The organism is uncultured Williamsia sp. (assembly GCF_947494875.1).
Taxonomy (GTDB): Bacteria; Actinomycetota; Actinomycetes; order Mycobacteriales; family Mycobacteriaceae; genus Williamsia_A.
Genome location: NZ_CANLWM010000007.1, coordinates 361,679 through 384,910, shown reverse-complemented (window position 1 = coordinate 384,910; position 23,232 = coordinate 361,679). Strand labels below are relative to the sequence as shown.

The following is a 23,232-nucleotide window of genomic DNA, read 5'->3' as shown; positions in this document are numbered from 1 at the left end:
CCGCGAAATCCACCACCACATCACCGCACCACATGCCCCGCTGGCGACTTGACTCTTATAGGAGCATCGCTCGGCGGGATCTATCGCACGGTGGGCGGGATGTACCGCACGCTCGACGGGATCGGGTGCACGCTCGGCGGATCGGGGTGGGGGCGGTTCAGAAGATCTCGTCGAGGGCGGCGAGGACACGGTCGGCGATCTCGGGCCGACAGATGACGAAGTCGCGTACATACGGCCGAGGGTGGTTGTAGCGCAACGGCGTCCCGTCGAAGGTGCTGCAGTGCAACCCCGCTGCGGCGGCCACACCGACGGGTGCGCAGTTGTCCCACTCGTACTGACCCCCGCCGTGGACGTAGGCGTCGGCGTCGCCTCGGACGACGGCCATCGCCTTCGCGCCCGCGGAACCCAGGGAGTAGGGCCGCAGTGCGAGTCGGTCGGCGACCCAGCTGGTCTCGTAGGTGAGGCCGTGGCGCGAGACGACCATCCGGCCCGACGCCTCGTCGGGGATCGCGACGTCGTCGGTCGAGAACAGCTCACCCGTCGCCGGTAGTGAGACCGCGCAGTCGGTGGGTACACCGTCGACGGTCAGGGCGACGTGCACCGCCCAGTCGTCGCGGCCGGCGGCGTACTCGCGGGTGCCGTCGAGCGGGTCGATGATCCAGACCCGCTGTGCTCCCAGGCGTTCACCGGTGTCGCGGGCCTCCTCCGACAGCACCGCGTCGCCCGGACGGTGCCGACGCAGCACCGCGGCGATCCAGGCCTGCGCCAACGCGTCGCCCATGTCGCCGAGGAGACGTCCCTCCAGCAGGCTGTCGTGGCGCGCGGCGACCAGCAGCTCACCCGCGCCCTGCGCGATCGACGCGGCCAACCCGGCGTCGTCGAGCGTCGCCCGGACACCCCTCGCCCCGAAGTCCGCCCCCGGAGTCCTCGCCATCAGTGCAGACTAGATGCCATGCCGGAGCTGCCCGAGGTGCAGGCCATCGCCGACTACGTCGACGGTCGCGCTGCCGGACTGCCGATCCGACGGGTCGACGTCGCCTCTCTCGCCGTGTTGAAGACCGCCGACCCGCCGTACTCCGCCCTCGCCGGGAGGGTCGTCGCCCGGGTGGGCCGCATCGGCAAGTACCTGGTCATCACCACCGACCCCGCCGAGCCCGGACCCGACCCGGATCCGATCCATCTCGTCATCCATCTCTCGCGGGCCGGGTGGCTGCGGTGGTCGACGTCGCTGTCGCAGACACCGCCACGTCCGGGCGGCAAGGGGCCGATCGCGCTGCGGGTGCACTGTGGTCTGCCCGGGGAAGGGTTCGACGTCACCGAGGCGGGCACCCAGAAACGCCTCGCCGTGTGGATCGTCCGTGCCGTCGCCGACGTCGACCGCATCGCGTCCCTCGGACCCGACGCGCTCGCCCTGACGCGCGAGGAGTTCGCCGCCCTGCTCGCCGGGACCGGCTCGCGGGTCAAGACCCTGCTCACCGACCAGCGGATCATCAGCGGGATCGGCAACGCCTACAGCGACGAGATCCTCCACACCGCGAAGCTCTCGCCGTTCGCGACCGCGAAGTCCCTCGACACCGACGCCGTCGAGCGGCTGTGGGTCGCCATGCACGCCGTGCTCTCCGACGCGATCGTCCGACTGGAGGGCCAGGAGGTGGCGACGATGAAGTCGGAGAAGCGATCCGGGCTGCGCGTGCACGCCCGGACCGGCATGCCCTGCCCGGTGTGCGGCGACACAGTGCACGAGGTCTCCTTCGCCGACCGCTCGTTCCAGTACTGCCCGACCTGTCAGACCGGCGGGAAGGTGCTCGCCGATCGACGGATGTCGCGGCTGCTCAAGTAGATTCCCCCCGGTGACCCGACAGTCGATCCTCATCACCGGTGCCAGTTCCGGTCTCGGCGAGGGCATGGCCCGCGCCTTCGCGCAGCGTGGCCGCTCCCTTGCACTGGCCGCTCGCCGCGTCGACCGCCTCGAGACCCTCGCCGCCGAACTGTCCGGCTCGGCACAGACCGTCGAGGTCGCCGAACTCGACGTCACCGACACCGACCGTGTTCCCGTCGTCTTCGACGACCTCGCGAACCGACTCGGCGGGCTCGACCGCATCATCGTCAACGCCGGCCTCGGCAAGGGCGCCCCGCTCGGAACCGGCCGTGCCGACGCCAACATCGAGACCGTCCAGACCAACCTCATCGGCGCGCTCGCGCAGGTCGAGGCGGCCATGGCGATCTTCCGCGCCCAGGACCACGGCCATCTCGTGCTCATCAGCTCCATGAGTGCGGTCCGCGGCCTGCCCAAGGCGCAGACCGCCTACTCGGCGTCGAAGGCCGGCCTCACCGCGATCGGCGAGGGGCTGCAGGCCGAGCTGCGCTCGTCGCCGATCCGGGTCAGCATCCTGCTGCCCGGGTACATCTCCACCGACATCAACGCCGGCGTCCGCAGTCCGATGATGGTCGACCGGGACAAGGGTGTCCCAGCCCTCGTCGCCGCGGTGGAACGCGAGCCGCTGCGCGAGGCGGTGCCGCGGTGGCCGTGGACCGCCGTCGACCTGGCGTTGAGCCACCTCCCGGGGGTCATCACACGCCGCATGGTGTGACTGCGGTGTGAGTTAGCATCAGCGCACGTCGCAGGTTGTGCGGCGTCACAGTGCACGGCGGGTGTGACGGCATGCCCGGGTCGCAGGGGGCGAGGGCGATGGAGGGGGAGTCGTGATCCGACTGCCCGTGGCGCTCGAACAGCTCGGTTGGGTCCTCGGCCACTGGTGGCGTCGCAGCGACCAGTTCGCGTTCCTCAGCGCATATCTGGCCGACCGCCAGCTCATCGACCCCGCGCGGCTCCTGGTCGCGGTCACCAGCGGCCTGCTGTGCCTCGTGCCGATCGTCTACGTGAGCGGCGGCGACACCTCCGGTGTGTGGACGGCGATCGGCGTCGTCAGCGCGGTGCTCGGCGTGGGGGCCGCCGCGATGTGGGTGCTGCTGCCCTGGCCGTCGGCGACGCGGTCACGACTGTGGGTCGTCGCGTGTGACGTGGCGACCGTCGCCGGGATCGTCGCGCAGTCGAAGTCCCTGGGCGGGATCTACGGCTGCACGGTGCTCGGGGTGATCGCCGGGTACATCGCCGTGTTCCACGGCGCCCGCATGCTGATCGGCCACCTGCTGCTGTCCGTCGTGACGACGGTGCTCGTCGCCTGGTGGACGGTGGAGTCGGGACAGTCCGGGACCGCTCTGGCCACCGTCGCCGTCGCCCAGGTGATCGCCGCCCTCGTCGCCGTCCCGATCGCCACGCAGTTCCTGCTGGAGACGCTCTCGTCGGAGGCGGCGGCGTCGGAGGTGGACACGTTGACCGGTGTCCTCAACCGCCGCGGCCTCGACCGCGCGCTCGAGCGGATGACGGCGATGAACGACCGCGGGGTCGCGATCATCGTCGCCGACCTCGACAACTTCAAGGAGATCAACGACCGGTGGGGACACCGGCACGGGGACGTCGTGCTCGCCGAGATCGCCGCGCGACTGCGTCAGGCGGTCGGCACCAGCGGAGTCGTCGCGCGGATCGGCGGCGACGAGTTCGTCATCGCCGACAGCCTGCGCTGGACCGATCCGCAGCGCCTGGCCAACCACGTCCTGCACACCATCGCGACGGTGACCGATCCCGTCGTCACCGCGAGCGTCGGGGTGGTCCACATGACCGGTGACATCACCGGTGCCGGTCGCCTGATGACCACGTCGCTCTACACCGAGCTGGCCGACGCCGCGATGTACGAGGCGAAGCGGTCGGGCGGGAACACCGTGCGCACCCGCGTCCACCACCACCAGGGTGGTCAGTCGTGGTGACGCCTCAGGAGGTCGGCGCCGCCGACGCGGCAGGGGTGCCGGGCGCCGACCACACGACCGGGGTGGCCTTGTAGTCGTCGGCCGGGTCGGTCGTCGTCTGGGCCCAGTAGATGACCCGGTTCAGCTCGACGCCGTTGTCGGCGACGGCGATGAAGCACGTCGCCCACGACTGTCCGCGGGTCGGGTTCTTCGGCGGGTCCGTCTGCACGCACTGGCGCAGCCCGTCGGGCGGGTCGACGGACCGCGTCGCGGTCTTGCCGTCCGGGCTGCCCGCCAGACCGACCACCGACGGCACGTCGACGATGCGGTCGACCAACGAGGTGACCGTGACGTGCACGTAGAAGGGGACGCCGCCGTCGGTCACGGACTCGGGGAGGTCGCCGGACACACCGGGTTCGATCCCCGTGACCGTCACCATCGCGAGCTGCCCACCGGGCCGGAACGCGTTCGCGGGCAGGTAGGCACTCTGTCCGAACTGCAACGTCGCGCCGGGCGCGGTGCGGTCGACGGGACCGGCGGGGGCGGTGACGTTCGCCGACACCGGCACGGACACGCTGGGCCGCGCAGGAGTGCCCGACTCGTCGGCGGTCGTCCCCGAGGTGCACCCGGCGACCAGTGCGGCCGCACCCGCCGCGGCGACCACCGCGCCCGCCCATCGGGTGGGCATCCGTCGTATCGATCGGGCGGCGGCGGCCGACGGCATCGCTGTCATGGTCAGATCGTAAAGGCCCAGGTGCGTCGGACCGGCGATTGCTGCGGCGCCGCGTGCCCGTCAGACGTCGGCGGCAGCGAGGGCGGCTGTGGCCGGGCGGGCGATCTGGTGCTCGTCGAACGCCAGGAGAACGGCTTCGCGGATGCGGCGAGCCACCGCCCACTGCGCGCTGGGGGAGGTCGTGACCGTCATCCGCAGCGTGACCGTGGTCGCCGAGATGTCCTGCACCCCCAGCATCTGCGGCGCACCGAGGACGTCGGCGGCGACGGCGGCGTCGCGTACGGCCTCCCGCGCCGCGCTCAGCGCGACGACCTGCGCCCGCGCGACGTCGGCGTCGTGGCCGACCGGGATCTCGATGCGGGCGACGGCGTGGTCCTGGCTCATGTTGCCGACGCGGACGATCTCGCCGTTGCGGACGTACCAGAGCGTGCCGTCGATGTCGCGGACGGTGGTGATCCGCAGTCCGACCGTCTCGACCTCCCCGGTCGCCTCGCCGAGATCGACCACGTCACCGACGCCGTACTGGTCCTCCAGGAGCATGAACACGCCGGACACGAAGTCCTTCACCAGGTTCTGTGCGCCGAAGCCGATGGCGAGCCCGATGATCCCGGCCGACGCCAGGAAGGGGGCGATGTTCACCCCCACCACCGAGAACACCGAGAGGACCACCCAGACGAGCAGGATGACCGAGACGACGGACTTCAGGACCGAGCCGATGGTCTCCGCGCGTTGTTGGCGGCGTTCGACGACCGTCGGGTCGCGCAGACCGGCCGGCGTCCGGTCGCGCAGGTGCCGGACGAGGGCCGGCACCGCCTTCGGCGACTCGGGGCGGACGCCGCGGGGCCGTCGCGTCGCCCGGTTGATCATCCGGTGTGCCACCCAGCGCACCAGGAGGGCGACCACCAGGTAGACGGCGATCCGGATGGGCGTCTCGATCAGCCAGTGTCGGTTGGTCTCTGTCCAGGTGAATGCGAGTGTGTCCGTCGTCATCGGCCCCGACCATACGGATCGGACAGGACGAACGAAACCGGGCTCACCAGGGTCGGTGGCGAAGCCCCCAGGTACGCAGCGTCTTTGCGATCACGTCGTCGTCGGTGACGCCCGTCAGATCGAAGGCGATGGTGACGCGCGCCGACGACCGTGCCATCCACGCCCCGACACCGACTTTCGCCGCGGACCGGTTCGTCGTCACGGCGCGCACCGCGAGGCCGTCCGACGGGTGACCGCCCACGCCGAGGAACGCGTCGGGCAGCACACCCAGGCTCGACGCCAGGCCGTCGTCCATCCCGGGGTCGCCGGTCACGCGGGCGGCGATCCGGTCGCCGACGAGCTGCATCAGTTCGTCGGGCATACCGCCGGGCGAACCGATGACCGCCGCCAGCGGATCCGACGGCCGGGCGTCGGAGGCGACGGCGTGCTCGCGCGCGCGGGCCGCGACACGGCGGATCCGCTCGGCGAGGTCGGGGAGTGCGTCGTCGGCGGCGACGGTCACGACGGAGCTGCCGACCGACCCGTCGGGCATCGCGACGGGCACGGCGACCCGTACCGTGTCCCGGTTGTGCACCGACCGCGCGCACGCGGCCACCAGCGCGACGAACACGGCGGTGGCCGTGGTGTTCTCGCGCTCCACGACCGCCGCGAAGTCGTCGGCATCGACGTCGACGACGGTGGTGCGGTGCACTGCCTGTGCGAGCGTGGGCGTGGCCGCCGCGGTGGTGTGTGCCGCCCCGAGCAGCTCGTCACGGACCGTGCGGTCCACGCAGGCACGGGCGAGCGACATCACCACCGCGACCACGACGTGGAACCACAGGGTGATCGCGTCGCGGAGGTCGTCACGCAGTCGCGGCGGCGCCGGTGGTGGCGGGGGATCGCTCACCGTGGGGCCGGTGGCCAGCGACGCCTCGGCGATCGCCACCATCCCCACACCGCCGGTGACGAGATGTGAACAACTCAGCGTGACAACGGATCCGCCGCCCTCGACGTGGCCGAGCGCGAGTTCCCACACGGGTCCGTGGTCGACGTTGAGCGGGGTGCACGCCCGCTCGTCCGCCCAGGTGACCACGCTGTCGGACGGGATCGGGATCTCGTCGACCACGAGTGGCGTGACGCGCGCGCCGCCGACCAGGCACCGCCGCGCGAAGGGCACCCGCGACGAGTACACCCGGCGCGTGAGGGCCCCGGCGGACAACGCGGCGTGCATCGCGGCGAGGTCGTCGGGCTCGACGCGTTCGGTGAACCGCCAGACACCCTGCATCACCGACGATGGACCCCGCCCGTGGTGGCCGCGGTAGAACATGTCGTCCACCACGGAGAAGCGCGTGGCCGCCGGCTGTGTCACGAGAGGATCAGACGCTCCGACCCCGGTGCTCGCGGTACCAGCGGATCAGCGCGTCGGTCGACGAGTCGTCCTGCTGCGCAGGGGCCTCCGCCTGTTCGAGGACGGCCAGCAACTCCTTGGCCTGGGTCTTGCCCAGCTCCACACCCCACTGGTCGAAGGAGTTGATCCCCCAGATCGCGCCCTCGACGAACACCTGGTGCTCGTAGAGCGCGATGAGCTGGCCCAGCACCGACGGCGTCAGCTCGGGCGCGATGATCGATGTCGACGGACGATTGCCCGGCATCACCTTGTGCGCCACCACGTGCGGGTCGACACCCTCGGCGGCGATCTCGTCGGCGGTCTTGCCGAACGCCAGCACCTTGGTCTGCGCGAAGTAGTTGCTCATCAGCAGGTCGTGCATCGACCCCGGCTCGCCGCCGTCGGACGACTCGACGGGCAGATCGTCGGTGGGGGTGGCGAATCCGATGAAGTCGGCCGGGACGAGACGCGTGCCCTGGTGTAGCAGCTGGTAGAAGGCGTGCTGTCCGTTGGTCCCCGGTTCGCCCCAGAAGATCTCACCGGTGTCGGTGGTGACGTGGTGGCCGTGGGAGTCGACCGACTTGCCGTTCGACTCCATGGTCAGCTGCTGCAGGTAGGCGGCGAACCGCGCCATGTCGTTGGAGTACGGCAGCACCACCCGCGACTGAGCGCCCCAGAAGTTGTTGTACCAGAGGCCGATCAGGCCGAGGATGACCGGCGCGTTCTGGTGCAGCGGCGCCGACCGGAAGTGGCGGTCGACGACGTTGAACCCGTGCAGGAAGTCCGCGAACGCCTCCTTGCCGATCGCGGCCATCACCGACAGCCCGATCGCGGAGTCGACCGAGTAGCGGCCGCCCACCCAGTCCCAGAACCCGAACATCTGATCGGTGTCGATGCCGAAGTCGGCGACCTTCTCGGCCGCCGTGCTGACGGCGACGAAATGCTTGGCCACGGCGTCGTTCTTGGTGTCCGACTCGTCGAGACCGAGCCCGCGGAGCAGCCACGCGCGCGCCGCGGCCGCGTTGGTGAGGGTCTCCAGCGTGCTGAAGGTCTTCGACGCGATGACGAACAGGGTGGTGGCCGGGTCGAGGTCGGCGAGGGTGCCGACGAGGTCGGCGGGGTCGACGTTGGAGACGAACCGACAGGAGATGCCGGCGTCGGCGTAGTGCCGCAGCGCCTGGTAGACCATCGCCGGGCCGAGGTCGGACCCGCCGATGCCGATGTTGACGACGGTGGTGATGCGCTCGCCGGTGTGGCCGGTCCACTCACCGCTGCGCAGACGGTCGGTGAAGGCGCCCATGCGGTCGAGGACCTCGTGGACGTCGGCGACGACGTCCTGCCCGTCGACCTTGAGCGTCGCCTCCCTCGGCAGCCGAAGCGCGGTGTGCAGCACCGCGCGGTCCTCGGAGGTGTTGATGTGCTCGCCCCAGAACATCGCGTCGCGCTTGTCCTCGAGGTGGGTCTCGCGGGCCAGCGAGAACAGCAGGTCGAGCGTCTCGCGCAGCACGCGGTGCTTGGAGTAGTCGATGTGGAGGTCGCCGACGTCGATGGTGAGCTCGCGTCCGCGGTCGGGGTCGACGGCGAACACCTCCCGCAGGTGCATCGCGTACACGTGCGGTTGATGGGCCGACAGCTCCCGCCAGGCGGTGCTGCCGGTCACGTCGTGGTCGTGCCCCGACTGGTGGTCCTCGGGCCTCGGCTCGGCCTGGTTCCTGCTCGTGCGCTCGCTCGCCATGCATCCGACCCTTCGAACTCGCGGTCCCGCGATGCGGGGTCCCCCCGGTGATGCCCAGCCTAGTGGCGTCGGGTTCGGATCACCGTGGGCGGTGTGGGGTACACGGGGCGCGCGTCGATGGTCCGGCTTCTAGTCTGGGGCGGTGAGCGGACCCGATCGTCCCGAACTCGATCGTGCCTATCTGGTGTGCGCGAGCCAGCGCAGCGGTAGCACGCTGCTCGTCGAGTCGCTGCGCGTCACCGGCGTCGCCGGGCGTCCTGCGGAATTCTTCGAGTACCTGCCCGACACGTCCCTTCCGCCGCAGTCGCCGGACTGGTTCGTCGGCGTCCACGACCCCGCGATCGACGCGCTCCTCGCACCCGTGCGACCCGGTCGTCCCGACACCCGCGACGCGTGGCACTGGCGCGACGACGTGCGCGCGCAGGGTGTCGGCGCGAACGGAGTGTGGGGCGGCAAGTTGATGTGGAACCAGACGTCGGTGCTGTGTCACCGGGTCCGGGACCTGCTCGGTGGGCGGGAGCCCCTCCTGCGCGAGGCGGTCGGTGCGGTGGTCGGTGTCGACCCGGTCTGGGTGTACGTCCATCGCGCAGACGTCGCCGGCCAAGCCGTGTCGATGTGGCGGGCGGTGCAGACCCAGGAGTGGACGGCCGGCGCGTCCGAGCGCGACAAGCACGCGCAGTACCACCTCGGCGCGATCGCCCATCTCGCCGAGTACATCGTCGCGCAGCAGCGTGCGTGGGACGGCTGGTTCGCCCGGGAGGGGATCGATCCGGTGCGGATCGAGTTCGACGAACTCGTCGCCGACCCGACCGCGACCACCGGCCGGGTCCTCGACGTCCTCGGCCTCGACCCGCAGCTCGCGCCGCCCCCACCGCTGCACCGGCAGGGCGACGACCGATCGCGCGAATGGGTCGCGCGGTACCGCGAGGAGGCCGCCGAGCACGGCTATCCGGTCTCGACCGCGCACCCCCACGCCGTCCCCGCCACGGAGCGGTGAGCGCGCGCCACGTCGTCGACCAGCGCCCGGTGCCGGGCGGACGGTTCGCGATGGGTGACACCCACGGCGAAGGACTCCCGCCGGACGGTGAGACGCCGGTGCACACGGTCGTGATCGAGGGGTTCGCCGTCGACGAGACCACGGTCCGCAATCGCGATTTCGCCGCGTTCGTCGCGGACACCGGCCACACCACCACCGCGGAGACGGCGGGCTCGTCGACGGTGTTCCACGCGTTGGTCGCCCCCGAGGACCGGGCGATACTCGGCGCCTCGCTCGACGCCCCGTGGTGGCTCGCCGTCGCGGGCGCGGACTGGCGGCACCCGGCCGGTCCGGCGTCGGATGTGGACGGCCTCGACGAGCACCCTGTGGTGCACGTGTCCTTCGACGACGCGATCGCATACTGCGCGTGGGCCGGTCGCGCGCTGCCCACCGAGGCGCAGTGGGAGATGGCCGCGCGCGGTGGGCTGCCCGGGGCGCGGTTCCCCTGGGGGGACGAGCGGTCGCCCGACGGCCGGACCATGTGTCGCATCTACACGCCGTCGTTCTGGGGTGCCCCGTTCCCCGCCGAGCCGGGCACGCATGTCGGTATGGCACCCACGCTGCCGGCGTCGGCGTTGCCGCCCAACGGCTTCGGGCTGCGTCAGGTCATCGGCAACGTGTGGGAGTGGTGCGCCGACCGCTTCGACCCGCGGTACTACCGGCGCTCACCCGACGCCGACCCGGCCGGTGCCGAGCGCGGGGGAGCGCGCGTACTGCGCGGTGGGTCATACCTCTGCGACGACTCCTGGTGCCGCCGCTACCGCGTCGCCGCCCGCTCCCACAGCACCCCCACCTCGACCGCCGGCAACGTCGGCTTCCGGACCGTCTCGCGCCGCTGAGCCCGCGGCGGGCGTCAGGCCGCCGGGCGAACGCGCAGGATCCGGTCCGCTCCGCCGCCGTTGTCGGTGGTGACGAGCAGTGACCCGTCGCGGTCGATCCCGAGGCCGCGGAGGCGTCCGTTCGAGTCCCGGAGTGCATCAGTGCGCTCGACCACCCGGCGTCCGTCGTCGGACAGAGTCAGCACGACCAGTCGCCGGCCCTGCTGGGTCGAGATCACCGCCGCCCCGGACAGTTCGCCCCATCCGGCAGGAAGGAAGGCGATCGCCGGTGTGGCGAGCGTCGGAGCGCCGGAGGACCACACCGCACCGATCGCACCCGGGACGCGCACGGGGTCGGTCATGGGCACGGACTCGTCGTAGATTCCCGGGATCCGGTCTGGGCGGTAGCCGTAGTTGCCGCCCGGTTGCAACAGATTGAGCTCGTCGTCGCGGCTGGTGCCCTGTTCGATCGAGTACAACCGACCGGTGCCGGGTTGCAGCGCGATCCCCTGGACATTGCGGTGCCCGAGTGAGTGAATCGGTGTGCCCGGGATCGTCCCGCCGGCAGGGGAACCCGCTGTCGTGACGTGCAGGACCTTGCCGCCCAACGACGTCGGGCTCTGCGGGTACGACGGCACGGCGTTGTCGCCGGTACCGATCCACAGGGTGCCGTCGGCTGCGGTGGTGAGCCCGCACCCTGCGTGGCGGCCACCGGAGTTGACCGGGATCCCACCGAGGACCGTGCGCGAGCGGGTCATCGACGACCAGTCGTCGGCCACCCGCCAGGCCACCACCCGGATCTCCTGTCCGGTGTTCGGGAACGGTAGTGGCAGGTTGACCAGCGACCCGGTGCCCACCGCTGCGTCGGCGGTCTTCTCCGCCTGGCACGAGTAGAGGGTCCGGTTCGACGTGAAGCCGCGGTCGAGGGCCAGGCCCATGAGTCCGGCCTCGTTGGTGACGAACAGCCGGGACTGGTCGGCCCGCACCGTGAGCGTCGCACCTCCGGGACGTACCGCGACGAAACGGCCGCTCCGCTCGCCGGTGATCATCGTGCCGTCCGGGGCGACCTCCACGTCCCAGGGCTTGTCGAGGCCGGAGGCGACGGTGCTCACCGACAGCGGTGATGCGGCATGGGTGGGCCCGGCCGTCGCGAGGCCGCAGCCCAGCGCGGTGATCGCGCCGAGCGCGACGGCGTGCAGGCGGCGTGAGCTGCGACTGATCGACACTTCATCACCGTAACTCCGACATTCACGTCAATACAGGCGTTCGAGCCGTCGATCTGGGGCCGCCGTGCCCGACGTCCGTCAGAGGGCGTCGAAGGCCTCGTCGAGAAGTGTTCGCGCGTGGGTCATCTCGGGGTCGGTGCCGTCGAGGAGGTTGTCGAGCCCCTGCTGGAAGATCCCGTCGAGGGTGACGTACACCAGCTGCCGGGACAGTCGTGCCGGTTCCCCACGGAGCTCGCAGTACCGGTTCACGACGTTCCAGATCATGTCGGTCCGGCGGGCCTCGATCTCGCTCACCTCGTCGCGCAACGACGCCTCGTACCGGGTCTGGTTGCGCAGGTCGTACCAGAGGCGGTGCAGCGACGAATCCGACTGCAACGTCGCGACGAACATGGTCGAGAACTCGCGGCGGAGCTCCTCGGCGGTGGTCGCCGAGGCGACGGCCTCGTCGTACCGCGTGACGCACACGGCCTCGAAGATCCGTACCGCCTCGGCGATGAGGTCCAGCTTGTCGCGGAAGTAGTAGTGCAGCACGCCGTGTGAGAACGCCGAGTTCTGTGCGATCTCCCGCAGGCTGGTGCGCGCGTAGCCCAGCTCGGCGAGCGTCTTGAGCGTCGCGGTCGCGAGCTCGCTGCGCCGCGCGGCGAACTTGTCCGGGCCCCGCAGGCCCGACCGCGCGTCAGGTCGCGTGGCTGTGGTCATCGGCCGAGTGTACGGCCCGAATCGGTCCTGACGTGCATCTCGGGTGAGCCGGACGCGAATGTCTTGACGACTGTCCTGAGAATTCTTGACAGGTGTCCACAAAATCCTTGACACCTGTCAAAGCACGTTCCTAGTGTGATCTCGATCGCAGTCACCGCTGATCGTGACCGGCCTCATGCGCCGGGCGCGCTTCGAACAGAAGGGCACACCCCATGACGAGTTACGACCTCTCCGGCCGCACGGCGCTGGTCACCGGCGGCGCGCAGGGCCTGGGTGCCGGGATGGCGTCCGCCCTGGCGGAGGCGGGCGCGGCGGTCGCCGTCGCCGACATCAACGACGACCTCGGGCAGGAGACGGTCGCGGGTCTGCGGTCGGCGGGGGCGAAGGCCGAGTTCGTCCACCTCGACGTCCGCGAGGACTCCCAGTGGGAGGCGGCGACATCGGCCGCGGTGGCGGCTCTCGGTGGTCTGGACATCGTGGTCAACAACGCCGGCGTCGAGGTGACCGACCTGCTCGTCGACTTCGACGCCGACGCGGCGTCGACCCTGCTCTCGGTGAACGTCCTCGGCACCGCGCTCGGCATCAAGCACGCGTTCCGCGCGATGCGTCCCGGCGGGGCAGCGGGCGCCGGTGGGGCGGTCGTGAACATCGCCTCGGTGGCCGCGACGATCGCATTCCCCGGGATCGCGATGTACTCCGCGTCGAAGTCCGCCATCGACCGTTTGACCCGTGTGGCCGCGGCCGAGTCCGGCAAGCTCGGCTACGGCGTCCGGATCAACTGCATCTACCCGGGCCTCACCCCGACGGCCATGGGCAACAAGCTCGCCGTCGAGACGGCGGGACTCGGCCTGTTCGAGTCGCCCGAGGCGGCCGCGGGCGCGGTCGCCGAGCTCACCCCACTCGGACGTCTCGGGCAGGTCGACGACATGGCCGACGCCGTGGTCTTCCTGTCGTCCGACGCGGCGAAGTTCATCACCGGTGCCGGCCTCCCCGTCGACGGCGGGATGGGGATGTGAGACCCCTCCGGTCCCCGCACCGAGGTCGGGTTCGCCTGTGACGCTGGCGTTCTACCTCGACAAGGGCGCATCGCTCGGGCCTGACGCGCCGTGCCTGACGCTGCGCGGCGAGTCGATGAGCTACGGCGACGTCGTCGACCTGTCCCACGCGGTGGCCCGGGCGCTGCGGCGGTCGGGCGTGCGGCCGGGGGACAAGGTCGGCATCCTCTCGGCCAACCATCCGACCTCGTTCGCGTGCATCTTCGGCATCGCCCGCGCCGGCGCGGTGTGGTGTCCGATCAACCCTCGCAACGCCGCCCAGGAGAACGCCGACCTGCTCGAACTGTTCGACTGCACCACCCTGCTGTTCCAGCCCGCGTTCGACGACCTCGTCGCCGAGATCGCCCCACGGCTGCCGACGCTCACCACCCGGGTGCGCTTCGGCGACACGGACGACAGCGCAGTCGGTTTCGACGACTGGTGTGCGGCGGCCGCCGCCGACCACGCCGTGGACGACCGGCCCGTCGAGGACGTGGTCGCGCTCGTCGGCACAGGCGGCACGACCGGCCGGCCGAAGGGTGTGATGCTCACCGACCGCAACCTGCAGACGATGTCGTCGATCGTCCTCATGCGCTACCCGTTCGACGGCCGCCCCCGATATCTCGCGTTGGCGCCGCTCACCCACGCGGCCGGGGTGCTCTGCTTCCCGATCATGGCGCTCGGCGGCGAGATCGTCGTGATGGACCACCCTGACGTCGGCGAGTTTTTGGCGCTCGTCGAGCGACACCGGATCACGCACACGTTCCTGCCGCCCACGCTGATCTACATGGTTCTCGCGCACGAGGCGCTCGACACGACGGATGTGTCCTCGCTGCAATGCTTCTGGTACGGCGCGGCACCCATCTCGACGACCCGCCTGGCCGAGGCGCTGGACCGGATGGGTCCGATGGCGCAGCTGTTCGGCCAGTCCGAGGCGCCGATGATGATCTCCACGCTCGCACCCGACGAACACCGATCGCCCGACGGGAGCATCGACGAGACCCGGCTCGCCTCGGCGGGTTTCCCGTCGCCGCTGGTGGCCGTTGCGATCCTGGACGAGGACGGCACACCCGTGCCGACCGGTACGCGCGGGGAGGTCTGCGTCCGTGGGCCGTTGGTGATGGCCGGGTACTACCGCAACCCCGAGGCGACCGCGGCCGCGTCATCCCACGGCTGGCACCACACCGGTGACATCGGCTACCTCGACGACGACGGACTGCTGTTCATCGTCGATCGGGCCAAGGACATGATCATCACCGGTGGCTTCAACGTGTACTCCGCGGAGGTGGAGCAGGCCCTCATGGCCCACGACACCGTCCGCGACTGTGCCGTCGTGGGACTCCCCGACGAGAAGTGGGGCGAGAAGGTCACGGCCGTGGTGCTTCTCCACGACGGCGCATCGACGACCCCCGGCGACCTCATCGACTTCGTCAAGTCCCGCATCGGGTCGGTCAAGGCGCCCAAACAGATCGAGGTCTGGCCGGACCTGCCCCGCTCGACCGTCGGGAAGATCCTCAAGACCGACATCCGCTCCGCGCTCGCCCCGCACTGACCATCCGATCCACCCGAGGAGGACCCCATGCTCGAACTCGCCCTGTACCTGCCCAACTTCCGTGAGAAGATCACCGTCGCCGAGCTCGAGGACATGACGCGACTCGCGGAGGACCTCGAATACGAGTCGGTGTGGACCCTCGACCGCATCATCGTCCCGGAGGCGTCCGACCGCGCCGAGATGGAGTACGCGTTCGGCATGATGCACGAGCTGCCCAAGCAGCTGCCCGTCTCGTCGAGAGGCGAGTTCTTGCAGGGATTCCCGCTCATCCCCTGGCTGGCGGCGAAGACATCGGAGGTCCGCATCGGGATGAGCATCATCGACACCCCGTACCGCGCGCCCGGTGTCCTCGCCGCGGAACTCGCGACGATCGACCACCTCAGCAACGGCCGCCTGAACGTGGCCGTCGGATCCGGCTGGATGCCCGAGGAGTTCGCGGCCGCGAGTGCCGCCCACATCTTCCCGCGGCGTCACCAGCACCTGCGCGAGACGATCGAGATCATGCAGGGCATCTGGGCCAACGAGGTGTTCGAGTACCACGGCGAGTTCGCCGACTTCGGGCCGAGCGGCTTCGGTATGAAGCCGCTGCAGTCCCCGCGTCCGCCGATGTACTTCAGCGGTCTGAAGGACGCGAAGCGCGCGGCGAAGCGGGTGGCGAAGTACGGCCTCGACGGGTGGATCGGGATCCAGGACTCGCCCGAGGAGATCGCCTCCTGGCGTTCGGGTATCGCCACCGAACTCGACGCGCTCGACACCTCACGGACGGTCGACGACCTCGACATCGCCAGCATGATCTGGACCGTCATCACCGACGTCGACATGGACGACACCCCGGCCGGCAAGGCGACCAACCTGCTCGTCGGATCCGAGCGACAGGTGACCGACATGCTCAAGCGCTATCGGGAGGCCGGCCTCACCAAGCTCCTCATGTGGCCGCCGTTCGCCGACGTGCCGACCGAGAAGTCGATGGACGACATGAAGCGCCTCAAGAACGACATCTTGCCGAAGATCGAGTCGATGTAGGGGCGTCGTCAGGACGAATGCGTGGCGGTGATCCCGCCGTCCACCTCGAGCACGGTGCCGTGCACGTAGGACGACGCGTCCGAGGCCAACCAGGCGACGGCCGCCGCGACGTCGTCGGGGGTCCCGGATCGACGAGCGGGGATCACCGCGGTCAGCGCGTCGATCGCGTCGGAGGTCTCGTCGTTGATCGGGGTGCGGGTGGCCCCGGGCGCGACACAGTTGACCCGTACCCCCCGGGGTCCGAACTCCGCCGCCCAGCACCGCGCGAGCTCCTGTTCCGCGGCCTTGCTGGCGGCGTAGAGACCCACGAACGGGTGGCCGACCTCGGCCATCCACGATCCGATGACGATGATCGAGCCGGACCCGCGCTCGACCATCCCGGGGGCGAGGGCGGCGGTGAGGACATGCGGCGCACGGACGTTGACCGCCAAGGTCGTCTGGAGTTCGTCGTCGTCGAGCCCCGGGGTGTCCTTGACGATGCACACCGCAGCGTTGTGCACCAGCAGGTCGAGGTGGCCCCCTGCGGCCACGACGGCCGCATGTGCGAACGCGCGCAACTCGTCCGGGTCCGCTGTCAGGTCGCTCGGCACGAAGACCGCGGATCCTCGGTCGTCGGTGATCTCGTCGATGACCGCCTGTGCTCGAGCGCGGTCCCGGCCGGTGATGACGACATGCATGCCGTCGGCGGCGAGGGCCCGGGCGGTCGCAGCCCCGATGCCGCTCGTCGAGCCGGTGACGAGTGCGGTGCGCCGTGCTGTTGTCGGTGTGCTCATGCCGACCACACAACATCCCGCCGGCGACGTCCGCCACGACGTGCTCTGCCGGGGCACCGTATGACCACCCTCATCCGGCGCGCGGTGCCTACTGTCGACCACGTGGACGGTGACGGTTCTCTGGGGAGGTTCCTCCGCGCTCGGCGTGACCGGCTGACCCCGGCGGAGGCCGGCATCACCGCGTTCCCAGGTCCGCGGCGTGTGCCCGGACTGCGCAAGGAGGAACTTGCGTATCTCGCCGGCATGTCCGTCGACCACTACAGCCGGATCGAGCAGGGCCGGCAACGCCACGTGGGCCCGCAGGTCCGCGCAGCTCTCGCCCGCGCGCTGCGCCTCGACGCGACCGAGATCGCGCATCTCGACGCTCTGGCCGCCGCATCCGGGGCACCGGGTCGGTCGCGGTCCCGCCCGGCCGAGCACCAGCGTCCCGCGCCGGGGTTGCTCCGGGTGATGACGGCGCTCGACGGACTCCCTGCGATCCTGCTCGGCCATCGCGGTGACGTCCTGGCACGCACCGCGATGCTGGAGGCGGTCATCGAGACGGCCATGCCGCCGGGTGCATCGTTCCCACACTGGCTGCTCACCGATCCCCGCGCCCGCGACGTGATCGTCAACTGGGACGCGTTCGCCGAGGCGGCGGTCGGGTCGTTGCGGCTCGAGTCGGGGCGGCGACCACACGACACGCAGCTCGTGCAGCTGATCGCCGAGCTGCGAGCCGCCGACCCCGATGTGGCGCGGTGGTGGGACGACAACTCCGTCAGCGACCGCACCTCGCTGACCAAACACCTCCGCCACAGCGTCGCAGGGCCGTTGAGTTTCGCCATCGAGACGGTGGTCGACCCGCACGATCTCGACCAGCGCCTGGTGATCTACACCGTCGAACCCGACTCGGACACCGCCCGCGCTCTGCCCCTGCTCGCGTCGTGGCGGGCGTCGGGTGTGCGCGCGTGAGGCGTCGCGGTCAGTCCCGCTGGGTGCGCTTCAGCTGACGCTGGTCGCCGAGCGGTCGACGCGAGGGGAGGCTGCGGGTCTTCTCGCGTGCGGCGTCGGTGTCGAGCTGGGCGTGGTGGCGGCGCATGAACTCCGCGGCGATCGCGGTGCCCGTCGTCTCGTCGAGGAGCTGATCGCCCGTTTCGGTCCGCCAGGTGTGCAGGCGGGACGCGAGGTCGTCGCGGATGTCGGCGTGCGCGGGATCCTCGGCGAGGTTCACCCGCTCGAGCGGGTCGACGCGCAGGTCGTACAGCTCGCGCTCCGGTCGCGGGAGGTCCTGGGAGCCGTCGAGCGCCAACGCGGACGGGCTGTCGAGGATGTCCAACGGGAGGCTGAGGGCGGGCCGGCGCGCGTAGTTCTCGATGTAGCGGTGCGTCGCGGTGCGCACCGCACGGATCGGGTCGAAGCTGTCGTGAAATGTCTTCTCGGTGAACACCTCTGACCGCACGACGGATCCGGCGGGCTCACCGAACATCTCGCTCGCGTGGGAGAACCCTTCCATGTCGTCGGGCACATCGAGCCCGAGTGCGTCGAGGATGGTGGGGGACAGGTCGACACCGCTGAACAGGTCGTCGTAGCGATGCGCGTGCACCTGACGGGACGTCGGTGGGCGGATGATGCAGGCGACCCCGGTACCCGCCTCGTACAGCGTCGATTTCGCCCGGGGGAAGGCGACGCCGTGGTCGGTGATGAACACGATCCAGGTGGTCTCGTCGAGGCCGAGTTCGGTGACGGTCGCCAGCAGTCGGCCGACAGCAGCGTCGGCCTTCGTGATCGACGCCTGCAGCCCTGCGATGTCCTCGCGGACGGGACGCGCGTCGGGGAGGAAATCGGGCACGGTGACCCCGGCGGGGTCCTCCGGCGGGTACTCGTCGGCGGGGTAGGGCCGATGGGTCTCGAAGAACCCGGCGGTGAGCAGGAACGGACCGTCGGATGCGTGGGCGCGCAACCACTCCTGGCTGCGCGCGACGACCTGGTCGCAGCGGGAGTCCGAGACGTCCCAGTCGTCGAACCCGATCCGGGCGGGATCGGAACTCTCGTGCTGCATGCCGAACAGCTGCGTGGTCCAGCCCGCCCGCGACAGGATCGCCGGGAGGGTCTGCACGTCGTCGTGATACTCGAAACCGTGGTGCGCGAGGCCGATGAGGCCAGTCGAGTGCGGGTAGCGACCGGTGAACACCGCTCCGCGCGCCGGGGAGCACAGCGGGGCCGCGGCATGCGCGTCGGCGAGGAGGACACCGTCGGCGGCGAGTGCGTCGAGGTGTGGGCTGACGACGCCGGCCGCGCCGTAACACGCGAGATGCCGACCGAGATCGTGCCAGTGGACGAACAGGACGTTCTCGCGGTCGGAGGTCATCGTCCGAGCGGTCCCCGACCGAGGCGGAGCAGCAGCATCGCGAGCGTGTGGCCCTCGCTGCCGAGCGAGGAGAACCGTTCGAGCACCTTCACCTCCCGGCTGTACACCAGCCGCGGGCCACCCGCTGCCATCCGGGTGCGTCCGACCTGCTTGGAGACGTTGCTGCGACGGGTGACCGCGGCCAGGATGATCGCGTCGAGGCGGTCGATCTCCGCGCGCAGCTTGTCGATGTCGTCGCCGATGTGCTCGACGTCGGGACCGAGGTCGTAGGCGGACAGGTCGATCCCGGTGTCACCGTCAGACGTGTCGGGGGTCTCCATCCTGCTGATCTTGCCACGGCTGGTACACACGGTCCGTGGCCCTCTCGACGCCGACGGCGGTCCCCGCCGCCCGTGCGCCCGCAGCTCTGCGGCGGCCTCCTGCGCGCGCCTTGGTCTTCCTCGCCGCCGTCGCGCTGGTAGCCCAGCTCGGCTTGCGGATCTGGACGCTGGTCCGCGGCGACTTCTACTGGGACGACCTGATCCTGATCGCGCGGGCGGGCTCGTCGGACGGACTCGGCTACCTGTTCGAGAACCACGACGGGCACGTGATGCCCGCGGCGTTCGCCGTCGCCCGTGTCCTCACCGCGGTGGCCCCGCTGAGCTGGCCGGTCGCGGCGGTGTCGCTGGTCGTCGGGCAGGCGGTCGTGTCGCTGGTGGTCGGGCGTCTTCTCGTCATCGTCGGGGGAGTGCGGCCGACGACGCTCGCCGTGTTCGTCCTGTTCCTCGCCAGTCCGATGACCGTGCCCGCGTCGGTGTGGTGGGCGGCGGGGCTGAACAGCCTGCCGTTCCTCGCGGCCGCGGCGTGGGTGGCCGGTGACGCCGTACTCGCCTGCCGGGCGGCGCCGCCGGTGGCGCTGCGGACCCTGGCGATCCGGTCGGCGATCGTCGCCGCCGTCGGCGTGGCGTTCTTCGAGAAGGCCGCGCTGATCGGTCCGATCGCGCTGATGGTGGCGGTCCTCTGCGTCCGTCGGGACCGGTTGGTAGGCGGGACGCAGACCGTCCGGACAGCACTCGCGCGATCGCGGGCGCTGTGGGGTGCGCTCGCCGGGGTGACCGCGGTGTGGGCGGTCGGGTTCGTCGTGCTCGCCCACCCGGCGGCCGGCGACCACTCGCTGTCGCAGACGTGGGCACTGGTGTGGCGCGGCCTCACGCGGGGGGTTCTGCCCGCGTTGCTCGGCGGGCCGTGGTCGTGGGCCAGGTGGAACCCGAGCCCACCGTTCGGTGTCGTGTCGACCGGTCTCGTCGTCGCGTCGGCCGTGGTGGTCGTCGGCGTCGTGATCGCCGCGATCGTGCTGCGACGCGGGGCAGGACTCGTCGTCCTCGCAACGGCCGGATACGTCGTCGTCGCGCAGGCCCTGGTCTCGTGGAACCGCAGCAGCACGGGCACCGCGCTGGAGCTGGCGCAGACACTGCGCTACCTGCCCGACAGCGCACTGGTGATCGCGGTGGCCGCGGCACTCGTCCTGTCGTCACCGTCACGACGGGCGGTTTCCCCGCGGCGTGCCGGCACCGTGGGTGTCGCCGCGACGTTCGCTGTGCTGATGTCGTCGGTCGCGTCGACCGTCGCGTTCACCCACAGCTGGGCGGACAACCCGACCGGCGCCTACCTGCGGACCGCCACGTCGTCGCTCGCCGGCATGCGTGACGCCCGCATGTTCGACCAGGCGCTGCCGCTGGAGGTGCTGCTGCCCGTCGCTTACCCCGACAACCAGATCTCGCGGGTGTTCGCCGGACTCCACGACCGGCCGACCTTCGGTGACTGGACCGACCGACTCCTCGTGCTCGACCCGCGGGGCCGTCGCACCGACGGTGCGGTGACCCGGGCCCGCGCGTTCGCCGCGGGATCGGGGACATGCGCCAGACCGGAGGTGACGGGGCTGACGGCGATCCCGCTCGACGGTCCGCTGATCCGGTGGCGGTGGACCGTGGCGGTCGGGTACTGCGCGACCGGTGACGGGCGGATCGAGGTGCGCATCGGCGACAGTGCGCCGGTGACCGTGCCGGTGCGGTCGGGTCTGCACCCGCTCTACGTGCAGGCACGCGGGTCCGGGGACACCGTCTCCGTGCGACCGCTGACCCCCGGCCTCGGCGTGCACTTCTCGGCGGGCCAGGTCGGCGAGGTGTACGACCCGGCGCTGCTGGGCTGACCGCTCACGGGAGCCGGGTGGGGTCCCAGTACTCGCGCATCCAGCGGATGCGCCCGTCTGAGCCGACGGCGAACCGGACGATGTAGTCCTGCTCGTAGCGACCGCCGTCGCCCGTGGCCGCCGACCCGTGCATCTCGACGACCCACTCCTCGCCGTCGTCGGGGCTCGCCACGCGGCGGACCACCTCGTCGCTGAACTCCCAGTCGCTCCAGCCGGTCAGTGCGGCGAAATAGCCGACGATCGCGTCGATCCCGACGAGGCGGGTGGGCGTCCCGAGGGAGCCGGCGTAGGGGAACTCGAGCGTCCCGTCGGGCTCCCAGATGTCCACCAGTGCGGAGACGTCGCCGGTGGCCGCCTGCAGGTGGCGTCGGTGGACAGGTGGCAGAACGCTCATGCCGCTCTCCGCCAGATCGCGGCGTTCGCGGTGAGGTACTCGCGCAGAGACCGAGCCGGGCGGCCCGTGACGGTGGCCACCGCGTCGGACACGGTGCCCTCGCCGCCGACGCGCAGATGGTTCTCGAGCCCCGCGAGGAACGGGACGAAGTCGGACGGCATCCCCGCGGCGAGCATCAGCTGTTCGACGCGATCGACGGTGACCCGCTCGTGCACGATGGTCCGCCCGGTGACATCGGAGAGCGCGGCCGCGACGTCGTCGTAGGTGAGTGCCTCGGGGCCGGTGACGAGGTGCTCTGCCTGATGCGCGGTGGTGTCGACGAGAGCGTGGGCGGCCACCGCCGCGATGTCCTCGGCGTCGACGAACGCCACGCGGCCGTCGTCGACCGAGGTGGGGAGGCTGTCGTGGGCGGCGAGGTGGTCGCCCAGGTAGTGGCCGGGTTCGAGGTTCTGCATGAACCACGACGGGCGGATCACCGCCCACTCGGGGGTCTCGCTCGCGATGAGGTCGTGCACCTCGCCCAGGCCGGGATCACCGCGGTCGATGACCGACGCGCTCTGCAGGACGAAGCGGCGCACACCCGACTCCAGCGCGACACGCACCAGTCGGCCCATGGGGTCCGCGGGTGCGGCGGACCCGACCGGGGGCAGCAGGTAGACGGCGGACGCGCCCTCGACCAGGGGGCGGAACGTCGCGTCGTCGGTCCAGTCGAAGTGGTGGGTGCCCGACCTGCTCGCGGCGCGGACGGGGACGCCGCGCCCATGGAGCTGACGCGTCAGGCGGGAGCCGACGGTGCCTGTGGCACCGATGACGGCGACCGGGAGCTGTGGCGTGGGCATGTCGCGGAGCCTACACGAGACGAGACCGTATCGTCTCGTATGCTGACCTCGTGGCATTCCCCGTACCCAGTTCGCGTCGATCCGGCCCAGCGCGCAGCAGTGAGACCAGTGACGCGATCCGGGACGCCCTCGTCGTCGAACTCGCTGCTCGCGGCGTCGACCGGACCTCGATCGACGCCGTGGCGAGCAGGGCGGGGGTGGGAAAGGCGGCCATCTACAGACGATGGCCCGACAAGGAGTCGATGATCCTCGACGTGCTGGGCGGGTACGCCACGGCGACCGAGCTGTGGGCGGACACCGGTTCCCTCGGCGAGGACCTGAGGGCCTTCTTCGGCCGGTGCGCCGAACACCTCGCCGAACCGACCGTCGCGCGGATCGTGTCGGACCTGCTCGCCCGCGTCGTCCGTGACGAGGACTTCGCGCGGGCCCTGCACGAGCGCGTCGGGTCGGTGCGACGCGACCGCGGGATCGCGATGATCGACCGCGCCGTCGACCGCGGTGAACTCCCCGTCGACTGCGACCGCGAACTCGCCGCCGACCTCGTCCTCGCGCCGCTCTACTGGCGATTGGTCGTCACCCGCGGCGAGATCGACGACGGGTACATCGACCGGTTGGTCGCGGTGACGATCGCCGCGATCAGTGCGGGAGTGTCGCCATCGCGATAGAACACCTGTG

At 70.9% G+C, this 23,232-nt stretch carries 23 protein-coding genes; 11 read left to right on the top strand and 12 right to left on the bottom strand.

All coding sequences use genetic code 11. The features are described from left to right. Window positions 1–157: 157 nt before the first annotated feature. On the bottom strand, window positions 158–934 hold the full coding sequence (locus tag Q1A98_RS17905; protein ID WP_299575963.1) for a 3'(2'),5'-bisphosphate nucleotidase CysQ: 777 nt from the start codon (window positions 932–934) through the stop codon (window positions 158–160). 18 nt (window positions 935–952) lie between these two features. Here Q1A98_RS17905 and Q1A98_RS17900 point away from each other — a divergent pair, with 18 nt between their 5' ends. The 3 genes from Q1A98_RS17900 (at window position 953) to Q1A98_RS17890 (ending at window position 3,825) form a co-directional block, all read left to right on the top strand. After that, window positions 953–1,840: a DNA-formamidopyrimidine glycosylase family protein gene (locus Q1A98_RS17900; protein ID WP_299575962.1), complete on the top strand. Its 888-nt coding sequence runs from the start codon at window positions 953–955 to the stop codon at window positions 1,838–1,840. Between the two features lie 10 nt (window positions 1,841–1,850). Beyond that, window positions 1,851–2,591 (top strand): SDR family oxidoreductase, encoded by a 741-nt coding sequence (locus tag Q1A98_RS17895; protein WP_299575961.1) that lies wholly within the window; start codon window positions 1,851–1,853, stop codon window positions 2,589–2,591. Between the two features lie 112 nt (window positions 2,592–2,703). Continuing rightward, on the top strand, window positions 2,704–3,825 hold the full coding sequence (locus tag Q1A98_RS17890) for a diguanylate cyclase (protein ID WP_299575960.1): 1,122 nt from the start codon (window positions 2,704–2,706) through the stop codon (window positions 3,823–3,825). Window positions 3,826–3,829: 4 nt separating this feature from the next. Here the strand turns inward: Q1A98_RS17890 and Q1A98_RS17885 are convergent, their stop codons facing one another. From Q1A98_RS17885 to pgi, 4 genes are read right to left on the bottom strand one after another with little or no spacing between them, the layout of a single operon-like run. Next, window positions 3,830–4,537, bottom strand: a complete 708-nt coding sequence (locus tag Q1A98_RS17885) for a hypothetical protein (RefSeq protein WP_299575959.1) — start codon at window positions 4,535–4,537, stop codon at window positions 3,830–3,832. 60 nt (window positions 4,538–4,597) lie between these two features. After that, complete coding sequence (locus Q1A98_RS17880) at window positions 4,598–5,527, bottom strand: mechanosensitive ion channel family protein (RefSeq protein WP_299575958.1); 930 nt, start codon at window positions 5,525–5,527, stop codon at window positions 4,598–4,600. Between the two features lie 43 nt (window positions 5,528–5,570). Then, window positions 5,571–6,875: a hypothetical protein gene (locus Q1A98_RS17875; protein WP_299575957.1), complete on the bottom strand. Its 1,305-nt coding sequence runs from the start codon at window positions 6,873–6,875 to the stop codon at window positions 5,571–5,573. A 7-nt stretch (window positions 6,876–6,882) separates the two neighbouring features. After that, the gene (gene pgi, locus Q1A98_RS17870) at window positions 6,883–8,628 is read right to left on the bottom strand and encodes a glucose-6-phosphate isomerase (protein WP_299575956.1); all 1,746 of its coding nucleotides are present in this window, start codon (window positions 8,626–8,628) and stop codon (window positions 6,883–6,885) included. Window positions 8,629–8,770: 142 nt separating this feature from the next. Between pgi and Q1A98_RS17865 the strand changes: the two genes are divergently transcribed. Further along, a complete protein-coding gene (locus Q1A98_RS17865; protein WP_299575955.1) occupies window positions 8,771–9,625 on the top strand; it encodes a Stf0 family sulfotransferase in 855 nt (284 codons plus the stop codon). Next, the gene (locus Q1A98_RS17860) at window positions 9,622–10,503 is read left to right on the top strand and encodes a formylglycine-generating enzyme family protein (RefSeq protein ID WP_299575954.1); all 882 of its coding nucleotides are present in this window, start codon (window positions 9,622–9,624) and stop codon (window positions 10,501–10,503) included. Before Q1A98_RS17865 ends, Q1A98_RS17860 begins: the two co-directional genes overlap by 4 nt. Before the next feature lie 14 nt (window positions 10,504–10,517). Here Q1A98_RS17860 and Q1A98_RS17855 read toward each other — a convergent pair whose 3' ends face one another. Continuing rightward, entirely contained in the window at window positions 10,518–11,657 is a 1,140-nt protein-coding gene (locus Q1A98_RS17855) for a PQQ-dependent sugar dehydrogenase (protein ID WP_299575989.1), read from the bottom strand. A gap of 129 nt (window positions 11,658–11,786) precedes the next feature. Further along, window positions 11,787–12,407 (bottom strand): TetR/AcrR family transcriptional regulator, encoded by a 621-nt coding sequence (locus Q1A98_RS17850; RefSeq protein WP_299575953.1) that lies wholly within the window; start codon window positions 12,405–12,407, stop codon window positions 11,787–11,789. Between the two features lie 212 nt (window positions 12,408–12,619). Here Q1A98_RS17850 and Q1A98_RS17845 point away from each other — a divergent pair, with 212 nt between their 5' ends. Genes Q1A98_RS17845 through Q1A98_RS17835 form a run of 3 tightly spaced genes read left to right on the top strand, consistent with a single transcriptional unit; the run spans window position 12,620 to window position 16,016 of the window. Further along, a complete protein-coding gene (locus Q1A98_RS17845; RefSeq protein WP_299575952.1) occupies window positions 12,620–13,423 on the top strand; it encodes an SDR family oxidoreductase in 804 nt (267 codons plus the stop codon). Window positions 13,424–13,460: 37 nt separating this feature from the next. Continuing rightward, window positions 13,461–14,993, top strand: coding sequence for a long-chain fatty acid--CoA ligase (locus Q1A98_RS17840; protein ID WP_299575950.1), 1,533 nt, complete (start codon window positions 13,461–13,463; stop codon window positions 14,991–14,993). A gap of 27 nt (window positions 14,994–15,020) precedes the next feature. Further along, window positions 15,021–16,016: an LLM class flavin-dependent oxidoreductase gene (locus Q1A98_RS17835; protein WP_299575948.1), complete on the top strand. Its 996-nt coding sequence runs from the start codon at window positions 15,021–15,023 to the stop codon at window positions 16,014–16,016. An 8-nt stretch (window positions 16,017–16,024) separates the two neighbouring features. Here the strand turns inward: Q1A98_RS17835 and Q1A98_RS17830 are convergent, their stop codons facing one another. Beyond that, the gene (locus tag Q1A98_RS17830) at window positions 16,025–16,789 is read right to left on the bottom strand and encodes an SDR family NAD(P)-dependent oxidoreductase (RefSeq protein ID WP_299575946.1); all 765 of its coding nucleotides are present in this window, start codon (window positions 16,787–16,789) and stop codon (window positions 16,025–16,027) included. 102 nt (window positions 16,790–16,891) lie between these two features. Here Q1A98_RS17830 and Q1A98_RS17825 point away from each other — a divergent pair, with 102 nt between their 5' ends. Then, on the top strand, window positions 16,892–17,740 hold the full coding sequence (locus Q1A98_RS17825; protein WP_299575945.1) for a helix-turn-helix transcriptional regulator: 849 nt from the start codon (window positions 16,892–16,894) through the stop codon (window positions 17,738–17,740). 10 nt (window positions 17,741–17,750) lie between these two features. Here Q1A98_RS17825 and Q1A98_RS17820 read toward each other — a convergent pair whose 3' ends face one another. Both Q1A98_RS17820 and Q1A98_RS17815 read right to left on the bottom strand, forming a co-directional pair. Beyond that, entirely contained in the window at window positions 17,751–19,136 is a 1,386-nt protein-coding gene (locus Q1A98_RS17820) for a sulfatase (RefSeq protein ID WP_299575943.1), read from the bottom strand. Continuing rightward, a complete protein-coding gene (locus Q1A98_RS17815; RefSeq protein ID WP_299575941.1) occupies window positions 19,133–19,456 on the bottom strand; it encodes a chorismate mutase in 324 nt (107 codons plus the stop codon). Before Q1A98_RS17815 ends, Q1A98_RS17820 begins: the two co-directional genes overlap by 4 nt. A 35-nt stretch (window positions 19,457–19,491) precedes the next feature. Between Q1A98_RS17815 and Q1A98_RS17810 the strand changes: the two genes are divergently transcribed. Beyond that, window positions 19,492–21,324: a hypothetical protein gene (locus tag Q1A98_RS17810; protein WP_299575939.1), complete on the top strand. Its 1,833-nt coding sequence runs from the start codon at window positions 19,492–19,494 to the stop codon at window positions 21,322–21,324. Between the two features lie 4 nt (window positions 21,325–21,328). Here the strand turns inward: Q1A98_RS17810 and Q1A98_RS17805 are convergent, their stop codons facing one another. Together Q1A98_RS17805 and Q1A98_RS17800 are read right to left on the bottom strand one after the other, a co-directional pair. Further along, a complete protein-coding gene (locus tag Q1A98_RS17805; RefSeq protein WP_299575938.1) occupies window positions 21,329–21,718 on the bottom strand; it encodes a nuclear transport factor 2 family protein in 390 nt (129 codons plus the stop codon). Next, window positions 21,715–22,557 (bottom strand): NmrA family NAD(P)-binding protein, encoded by an 843-nt coding sequence (locus Q1A98_RS17800; RefSeq protein ID WP_299575937.1) that lies wholly within the window; start codon window positions 22,555–22,557, stop codon window positions 21,715–21,717. The genes Q1A98_RS17805 and Q1A98_RS17800 overlap by 4 nt, the downstream gene beginning before the upstream one ends. 50 nt (window positions 22,558–22,607) lie before the next feature. On the opposite strand from Q1A98_RS17800, the gene Q1A98_RS17795 reads away from it, so the two are divergent. Next, the gene (locus Q1A98_RS17795; protein WP_299575936.1) at window positions 22,608–23,222 is read left to right on the top strand and encodes a TetR/AcrR family transcriptional regulator; all 615 of its coding nucleotides are present in this window, start codon (window positions 22,608–22,610) and stop codon (window positions 23,220–23,222) included. Window positions 23,223–23,232 lie beyond the last annotated feature (10 nt).